This window comes from Nostoc flagelliforme FACHB-838 (genome assembly GCF_014698065.1).
Taxonomy (GTDB): Bacteria; Cyanobacteriota; Cyanobacteriia; order Cyanobacteriales; family Nostocaceae; genus Nostoc; species Nostoc flagelliforme_B.
Genome location: NZ_JACJSI010000281.1, coordinates 1 through 7,722 on the forward strand (window position 1 = coordinate 1; position 7,722 = coordinate 7,722).

The 7,722-nt window shown below is 40.9% G+C and carries 7 protein-coding genes and 4 pseudogenes; 4 read left to right on the plus strand and 7 right to left on the minus strand.

Translation table 11 applies throughout. The annotated features are described in order from the left end of the window. Both H6G97_RS40780 and H6G97_RS40785 read right to left on the minus strand, forming a co-directional pair. Nucleotides 1-572: SDR family NAD(P)-dependent oxidoreductase (locus H6G97_RS40780; RefSeq protein ID WP_190946307.1), on the minus strand; the 572-nt coding region annotated here is incomplete at its 3' end. Nucleotides 573-635: 63 nt separating this feature from the next. Continuing rightward, the gene (locus H6G97_RS40785) at nucleotides 636-1,043 is read right to left on the minus strand and encodes a cryptochrome/photolyase family protein (RefSeq protein WP_190946301.1); all 408 of its coding nucleotides are present in this window, start codon (nucleotides 1,041-1,043) and stop codon (nucleotides 636-638) included. Between the two features lie 650 nt (nucleotides 1,044-1,693). On the opposite strand from H6G97_RS40785, the gene H6G97_RS40790 reads away from it, so the two are divergent. Together H6G97_RS40790 and H6G97_RS40795 are read left to right on the plus strand one after the other, a co-directional pair. Next, nucleotides 1,694-1,930 (plus strand): hypothetical protein, encoded by a 237-nt coding sequence (locus H6G97_RS40790; protein WP_190946302.1) that lies wholly within the window; start codon nucleotides 1,694-1,696, stop codon nucleotides 1,928-1,930. Between the two features lie 556 nt (nucleotides 1,931-2,486). Beyond that, entirely contained in the window at nucleotides 2,487-2,822 is a 336-nt protein-coding gene (locus tag H6G97_RS40795; RefSeq protein WP_190946303.1) for a ribbon-helix-helix domain-containing protein, read from the plus strand. Between the two features lie 384 nt (nucleotides 2,823-3,206). On the opposite strand, the pseudogene H6G97_RS40800 reads toward H6G97_RS40795, so the two are convergent. Continuing rightward, nucleotides 3,207-3,608, minus strand: a pseudogene (locus H6G97_RS40800) (glycoside hydrolase 100 family protein); the annotation flags it as partial. Here H6G97_RS40800 and H6G97_RS40805 point away from each other — a divergent pair. Then, nucleotides 3,602-3,916, plus strand: a pseudogene (locus H6G97_RS40805) (heavy metal translocating P-type ATPase); the annotation flags it as partial. The pseudogenes H6G97_RS40800 and H6G97_RS40805 overlap by 7 nt on opposite strands. A gap of 249 nt (nucleotides 3,917-4,165) precedes the next feature. Here H6G97_RS40805 and H6G97_RS40810 read toward each other — a convergent pair. Together H6G97_RS40810 and H6G97_RS55095 are read right to left on the minus strand one after the other, a co-directional pair. Beyond that, nucleotides 4,166-4,513, minus strand: a complete 348-nt coding sequence (locus tag H6G97_RS40810; RefSeq protein WP_190946305.1) for a hypothetical protein — start codon at nucleotides 4,511-4,513, stop codon at nucleotides 4,166-4,168. A 373-nt stretch (nucleotides 4,514-4,886) separates the two neighbouring features. Continuing rightward, on the minus strand, nucleotides 4,887-5,009 hold the full coding sequence (locus tag H6G97_RS55095) for a hypothetical protein (protein WP_277883416.1): 123 nt from the start codon (nucleotides 5,007-5,009) through the stop codon (nucleotides 4,887-4,889). Nucleotides 5,010-5,176: 167 nt separating this feature from the next. Between H6G97_RS55095 and H6G97_RS40815 the strand changes: the two genes are divergently transcribed. Next, nucleotides 5,177-5,869, plus strand: coding sequence for an SIMPL domain-containing protein (locus H6G97_RS40815; RefSeq protein WP_190946306.1), 693 nt, complete (start codon nucleotides 5,177-5,179; stop codon nucleotides 5,867-5,869). Between the two features lie 275 nt (nucleotides 5,870-6,144). Here the strand turns inward: H6G97_RS40815 and H6G97_RS40820 are convergent. Next, a pseudogene (locus H6G97_RS40820) lies at nucleotides 6,145-6,724 on the minus strand (tetratricopeptide repeat protein); the annotation flags it as partial. After that, a pseudogene (locus H6G97_RS40825) lies at nucleotides 6,723-7,301 on the minus strand (transposase); the annotation flags it as partial. The pseudogenes H6G97_RS40820 and H6G97_RS40825, both read right to left, overlap by 2 nt. Nucleotides 7,302-7,722 lie beyond the last annotated feature (421 nt).

Consider the following 7,722-nt stretch of genomic DNA (forward strand, 5'->3'; position numbering starts at 1 on the left):
TTCATTTCCGGGTCAGAGATTGTATTGGGCAGTTCTGATTCAGTTGCGCCTGGGGCGATGATGGTCACTCGGATGTTGCTACCGACTTCTTGCCTAAGTCCTTCCGAAATCACCCGCACGGCGTGCTTGGTGGCGCAGTAAATTGTGGCAGTAGGCCCGACCCATCGATCAGCGATTGATGTAATGTTGACAAAATGGCCAGAGTTTTGAGCTTGAAAAATGGGTAACGCCGCTGCAATCCCATACAACACCCCTTTGAGGTTCACGTCAATCATTTTGTCCCATTCTTCCACCTTTAACTGTTCGATCAAAGACAACGGCATTAAGCCCGCATTATTGACCAGAACGTCTACGCGCCCGAATTGTGTTTGTGCAAATTGGAGAAACTCGATTAATTGTTCCTTTTGTGTAACATCCAGAGCAGTAAAGCGAACCGCTCCACCAGCAGCTTGAATCTCAGCAGCGATCGTCTGGAGATTTTCGATGCGGCGAGCACCTAAGACAACCTTGGCTCCTTTAGCGGCTAAGAACCGAGCGGTAGCTTCACCGATACCGCTACTGGCTCCCGCTATTAGTTAACGGTTTCTGATTGTGTAGTGTGCCAATTAGAAGCCAGAGAGCGGATTTTTTGAAGTTCATTGTTGAAACTCTTGGTCACTCCAGATGAAGCGATTATTGGGTGTAAAAGTGACTTGAATTGTCAGTTTTAGGTTTTGAATCAACACAGCAAAAGGGCGATCTGTTGGAGTCATCACCCGCAGTTCGGTAATTTGGTATTGCTCAATCCATTGGAGTAAAGGCGTGTTGAAGTCCTGGCTTTGAGCGTATGTTACTGCCCAGCCGAGCGATCGCAATTCGGCAGCAAAGTGACGCATGGCTGACCAGACCAATACCAGTTTTTGCAAGTGATAAGGAAGTTGCCCTGCATGAGCAAGAGATTCGATAAAAATCACAGGAGTCTGTTGGTGTTTTTGTAGGCAACTTTCTAGCGCTGACTGCCTAGCCCAAAGTTGATCTCCGAGAACCCAAACGCCAATAGTCATGCCCTTGCTTCCTCTCAATCTGTGCGTTGGCAACGTGATGACAAAATGCTACTCAATCAAGTGTAACGCTATTGTTACAAAAACTTTCTCAATGAAAAAGCTTATGAAAACCCAAAACTCGTGCTAGTGCTAATGTACTATTGTGGTGAGAAATTTCTCAAATATCCAGATTGAATTATATACTCTATCGATGTGAATAACTCGGTAGAGTATTTTTGTGAGAATCACTGCCCTTTGTAAAAGGGTTTTCTACAGCCTGCAATTGTTGCAAGAGGTCTTGTGGACTGTAGAAGACATAATTGCAACAGTAAGATGAAGCGTCAAGTGTGTATTACAATATCTAAAATTCTTAATTCTGGTTTGTAGAGGTAAGCATTTGTTCAGGAATAACCAGAGGCAACTCCTTACCTGGATACAACCACTTGTTTGTTTCTCGCTTACTTTGAAAAATCTTTAATTATATTTTAATATTTTGTTGGCTGATGCTCTCAAACCCTCACAGCGTCTTATCCCTATGGATGCAAATTAACTATCTTTATTTAAGTATCTCTAGGTATAAGCCATAAATTTATAGAATTCGCAGGATTTGAAACGGAAACTTATTTTTGTTGATGTAGTTTCGAAATAAGACTTATATTATCTGTTGAACAATGCCAAGTAGTTACTTTACATCAATAGAAGAAAGAGAAAAAATATTTTGCACAGAACTGGTTAAGTACGGTGTGGAGTATGAAAAAGCGGTTATAGCAGCTAAAATTATAACTTCTGGCCAAGGGGATGAGCTTTTATCGCCCTCAGAGATAAAAATCGTTAAAGATGCTTGTAAAAAGTGGTCAGAACAGAATCAACGCTTAAAGCGTTTGAAAGCTGTTGTAAATCTAATTTAGTTTAAATGTTGATCTACCAAAAAACAATCATTAGCTTTCGCTTTCAAAAGAGTCATAAGCTAATTGGCATTTAAGTTGCATAAAAGCTCCCTCTGTACTGCGAGAGCAGAACTCGTAGGGTAGCCCTTAATACAAGCGAATTATTCTGGAAAAATGAATGACGATGAGCTTATAGCAGCTTAAAATATTCCTTCAGATAGGGAACAGAATGATTTTAAGGGGCTGTTTCTCTTTAATATTTTTATTTTCACAAACAATTATCGAATTTGCCTGACTTAAGCTATATCAATAAAAATTGATTTAATCTATAGTTATTTATGTGTTCTCAAAGTAGTGGCTCGGCTTACAGTATACATTCGCCAGAATGACGACTGTAAGGGGGGGATAAGTGCGAAAAGTCCCAGCTAGCTAGCTGCCTTGGCGTTTTTTCCGCTTGGGCTTGATTGGCATTGGACTGCCGGATAGAGGGGTTGTGAACTTTTCAAATCTCTCGTATCTTTTTCAAAAATCAAATACTAGTCCTATATTTTGTCTATACCTTCAAGGAGAAATAGTAATGCATACGAGCGTTCGCACCCCAACCACTGATATGGAAGTTACCAGCATCCGCTTAGAGCGAGAACTCAAAGATAAGCTTAGAGAAATAGCTGGTAATCAGGGATATCAAGCTTTGATTCGAGATGTCCTTTGGAATTATGTTCAGCAAAAATCAGGTGAATGGAAGCCTCGATTTTCCCGAACCGACATACGAGCTAGCATCGCTGCCACTGCTCAACAAGAAGAACGCTGTGTACTCACAGGTCAACTAATTCAATCCCAAGAACCGATGTTGCTAGGGCTGACCAGGAATGGGGATATGGTTCCTTTGAGTGTCGAGAGTTTGGCTGGATAGTCTTATATTCAGGCAATGCAGTTGAGTTATTTTTGCTAAATAGTTGGGCTGCATTGAGAATTCAACTCTATTTTTTCCATTTGAATAAGAACCTGCTTGGTATAATTTTAAGCCTCTAAATGTGATAATACGTAAACATTAGAGGTAGGGCTTTGACCAAACAATTCGCACTCTTGCTAACGCCCGTTCCGCTAACGCAATTTTTATTAGGGCGAAAAAGCGAATTCACAATTGCGAATTGGGTTGACAATCCCCAGTTGCTGCTGCCGGGAAGTGAGATTTAAGGCATATATATCTAGCTGCACAACTGTTTCTCATGTTGGATGAAATATTTGTTGCTATCTTATACTTGGGATATATGCACAAGGGCGTATAAGAATTGTCTTAGCTTACACAGCTAATTATCTGCGGATCTTTATTAAAACTAATTAAAGCTAAATGCTCCTGATTGGCTAGTATTTCTGTTGCGATTAAAAAACCTGAAATAGTCCAAGTTTGATATCTGCGAGCTTCCTTTCCAATTAATCGACCGTGCCTGCCATCGTAGTATTCTGGCCATTGGTCTTGACTGAGGCGGTTTTGAGCTAATTCAATAGCTTTGTGAGCAAGTGAATCTCTACCGCTTTTCAAAGCAGCGGCTACCAGTAGCCAAAGTAAAACAGGCCAATGTCCACCATTGTGGTAAGACCAAGCGATGTTTTTTGGGTCTGAGCCAGTGACAATCTTCCACTCCAAACCTTCTAGAGCCGGAAAACAAATTTTCATCGGCATATAGCCAACTAAGTCCTAGTGACATCACACTCATCTCTAATGACTTGCGAAGCATTGTCACTGCCATTCAACTCAGCCGGGCTACGATTCGCAACATTCGTCAAAACCTATTTTTTGCTTTCATTTACAACGTTGCCGGCATTCCAATTGCCGCCGGTATTCTGTTCCCTATTTTTGGTTGGTTGCTTAACCCGATCATTGCAGGTGCAGCAATGGCATACCAAACTGGATGTAAGTGTTGCCAAACAATGATGAATAAAATGCCAGGAATGATGAACAATATGCCGGGAATGATGAACAATCAAGACAGTCCATCAAAATAGAGCTTGATATATTCCCCGGCGAGAAACACATTTTTAAAATGCTAGAAAAAACTAAGAGTCCTTAGAAAAGCCTCGCCGAAACAGACCAATGAATTAATTGCTAAGGAAATCATCTTATGGTTTAGCTTAAGTTCCTTAGCTAAACCATAAGATTTTCATATTTATCAACATCTGCGATCGCCTCAACGTTCTTCCAGCCAGGAGGAAGATAGTCGTAGCTCTTAACCCCACCAATCAGTTCGGGAATGGTCAAGTATTTAGTAGTAGATTTGACTGGAATAAAATACTGCCATTGTCAGTACACAAGGATTTAACTGTAGACTGTTCCCTTGCCAGGACGCTGGTTTGGGTCGCTGTACCGTTGTTACTGCTGGTTTGTGACGTGATTGACTCGGTAGCAGTACGAGTGTAAGATTTTTCAACAAGTATAGTAGTAGTTAAGGTATCGGGCTGACCGATACCATTACTTAATTGTGCAAGTTTAGAATCATTTTGTGTCTTATTTGTGGACATTTGGTCAGTCACTAGCCCAACTTCTCCACCACACAATTCCGGCAGCGATGCCTGCGGCAACGTCAAGGACGAACGCCTTGTCACTTCCCGTCTAACGATGTACCTATGGCAGAAATCCCCAGTCTTCAAGGGAACACAACAAGGTAATATCTGCACACGATAAGCCGTTGTTTCCGTGCCCAGTGGATTTATGTTTGTTTGGCCAAATTTTGATAACCATTGGTTAACACGCATTCAGGCAAGGGTGTTGTATTGGTCTTGGTTTATTGCGTCTAATCCTTGTATAGTGCAGCTTTAAAAGTTTTTCGCTCTTTTTGCATAAAGTACAAAACTTGAACTGAAGAGTATTATATAGCGAACGAATTATATGTAAAACATGGACAAGATTTTAAAAGTCCTTTATTTAATTCCCCCTTTAGAGAAACGCTGCTCTGGTCATGCCCCAGGGCAGTTTTTTTTATAGGTGGGCTTCTTTGACTCTTGCAGCCGTTGTCAGCAATTGCAATTTTCCTGTGGTGCGTTGTTTACTCGCCACAAGCAGCCAGATTGCGCGGAGAGTCCGTAAAATCCTTAACCTCATGGTGTATCCATTTTGAACCTCGCTTTCAGCAGATCAGCCATGACCTTTGACTACTTTACTTAGTTCCAGGTAATTAAGCAAATCAGGCGATCGCATCTGTAATGAGAGAAGATGATATATAACCGAGCATAATTTTGTATAGAGAAATTTTATTTTAGAGTTAGTTTATGAACGAATCTACTTTTTATATTGAAGTTATTTCTGAGGGAAAGTATACAGAGAAGATAGAAAAATACGTATTATCTCTAGTATTAGAAGTAAGGGCTGCTAAAGAAGACACAGCTTTAAATGAAGTTATGCGCTTGAGAGAACGGTGCATTAACCATTTACTGAAATTTGGTTTGAAGCAAAACGAAATTTTCGATGGTGGAACAAATTTGACACGCCCTTGGTATAAGAAAAAAGTTGGTCAAGAAGCATCAGTACAAATCATTCTTCAGACAGAGAATATAGATATTTTATCTCAGGCATTAAATTCAATAGAAGAAGTTAAAAGTAGTCAACGCGAAGTTATACAAATGAATATGCGTCAGCCAATCTTTAGTGCTGACGAAGCTGCCGTACAACAGGCTTTACAACTGGCAATTAGGCAAGCAAAAGCAAAAGCTACGGTTTTAGCCACAGAAGCAAATGTTGAGCTTGCTGGCATTTTTTATATAGAAGAATTATCGACAGTTAAACGCAATTCAGGTGTCTATGGCGATGAAGACTGGTTCGGTGATTCTATGCGTTTTGGTACTGCCTACGGCGCTGCACCTGGTGGAGAAGTAGATCCTGAGATCACTATAGAATCTCCTCAACGGATTTTATGGATTCGTTACAAGGTACGCTTTAGAATTGTTAATACAAAAGTAATTTAGATGTGCCTCAAACAGTAAGACGCTAGAATACCGCATTTTGGCATGGTATGTATGAGAATGAACATTAATCTTGAACTTGATCTCAGAAGCGCTTGGTTACACTGGGCACTTGCTTCTGGCTACTATTAACTACAAAAATCATCCACAGGAATATCCCGCCAAATATCGGAAATCTGCCAACTTGATTTCCCCACGGATTGGACTTTTGCGTTATCGCGCACTGGAATGTAGTTCGGTTCTATTGGTTCTGGAATTTTCGCAATTTTAAATATCCACTACTGCTGAAGCTTTTGGATCAATTCCATCGCTTTTTGATATGAATTTTTATTTCCTTGTTTTTGAAAGAGGTTAGCTGCTTTTTGTAAGTCTGCAAGCGCTCCTTGTTTGTCTCCTAAGTCAGAGCGGATAAATCCCCGGTTGCCGTAGGCATCGGCATAATTGGGATTAATCTTGATGGCTTAGTTGTAATCGGCGATAGCTCCTTGTTTGTCTCCAGATGCAGAGCGGGTATTTCCCCGGTTGTAGTAGGCATCGACATAGTTGGGATTAATCTTGATGGCTTGGTTGTAATCGGCGAACGCCCCTTGTTTGTCTCCCAAGTCAGAGAGAGCGGACAACTCCCCGGTTGTAGTAGGCCAAAGCGAAATTAGGATTAATCCTGATGGCTTGGTTGTAATCGGTGATAGCTCCTTGTTTGTCTCCAGATGCAGAGCGGGCATTCCCCCTGTTGTAGTAGGCATTGGCATAGTTGGGATTAATCTTGATAGCTTGGTTGTAATCGGCGACAGCTCCTTGTTTGTCTCCAGATGCAGAGCGGACAATTCCCCGGTTGTAGTAGGCATCGACATAGTTAGGTATTGAAGAAAACTTGCTCCTGATTGCCGTGTACTAAATCATCAGTTACATCTAAGTCCAAAATAATTTTTCGTGGTTCTTTTGAGTAAGATTTTAGAAATATATTTACAAATAGGCTTTCAATTTCTTCTGAAGAATGTCCAATTTTATGATAACGACTGTCAGATCCTTGTTCTACATCTTGGGGATAATATTCCAGCCTATTTAATGTACTCTTCCCTGCTAATGTTGCAGGCTTATCTTGTACTCCAATTCTTTTTCCTAATGATAGAGTAAACATCGGATAATGGCGTAATTCTTCATGGTCATTTAAGTCTTTGTATCCCATGACCAACCCGTAGATTCGTTGTTTAATTAAGTTTTCTATTGAATGATCAATTCGATAAGGCTTTCGGTAATCTTGGAAACATAGTGCAAACTGTGATGTGATTCGCAGTTTTCTATCTATTTCAGCAATTAAGCTTAAACCTGCATCAGATGTTACTTGCCCACCCTGGAAATTAACTACGACTGGAGGTGACTTTGGCTGTTCAAATCTGAACTGTTTTGGTATACGATCTGTTGAAGCTGGGGTCATGCTCTACAAGTGCTGAAACGCTTTCTATATATACATTTCCCAGCTTTTGATCCCCTTTTTTCAGCTTTTGTGAGAAATCCGCGTTAAGCCTTCTCCAAAGGATACGCTAGCGCGAACGGCTATCGCTGGATAAATAGCGCACTTCACCTTAGCGATCACAAGAAGGTGGACGGGTACGCCATCGCACATGATTGTTCCTGTGTGAAGTTATTCGGGGTGATAATCGTAAGTTACAACACAAGAAAGCTGCAACGACTTAGGCGACCACACTTTGATCTACTTATTAGAAATTTAAGTTATAAGCTAGTGTCGCAGATAAACCCTTAGCTATCAGGTGTTTCAGGTTGACTGCATGTGGTGGGAAAGCACTTTTTTTTCCATCCGCTCTAAGCTTTGCTCTATCAACGTCAAATTTTCTTGT

Bases quoted from the DNA above. Each gene is read 5' to 3' on its own strand.
- H6G97_RS40785 (WP_190946301.1), bottom strand. From the start codon at position 1,043: ATGACTATTGGCGTTTGGGTTCTCGGAGATCAACTTTGGGCTAGGCAG.
- H6G97_RS40790 (WP_190946302.1), top strand. From the start codon at position 1,694: ATGCCAAGTAGTTACTTTACATCAATAGAAGAAAGAGAAAAAATATTT.
- H6G97_RS40795 (WP_190946303.1), top strand. From the start codon at position 2,487: ATGCATACGAGCGTTCGCACCCCAACCACTGATATGGAAGTTACCAGC.
- H6G97_RS55095 (WP_277883416.1), bottom strand. From the start codon at position 5,009: ATGAGGTTAAGGATTTTACGGACTCTCCGCGCAATCTGGCTGCTTGTG.
- H6G97_RS40815 (WP_190946306.1), top strand. From the start codon at position 5,177: ATGAACGAATCTACTTTTTATATTGAAGTTATTTCTGAGGGAAAGTAT.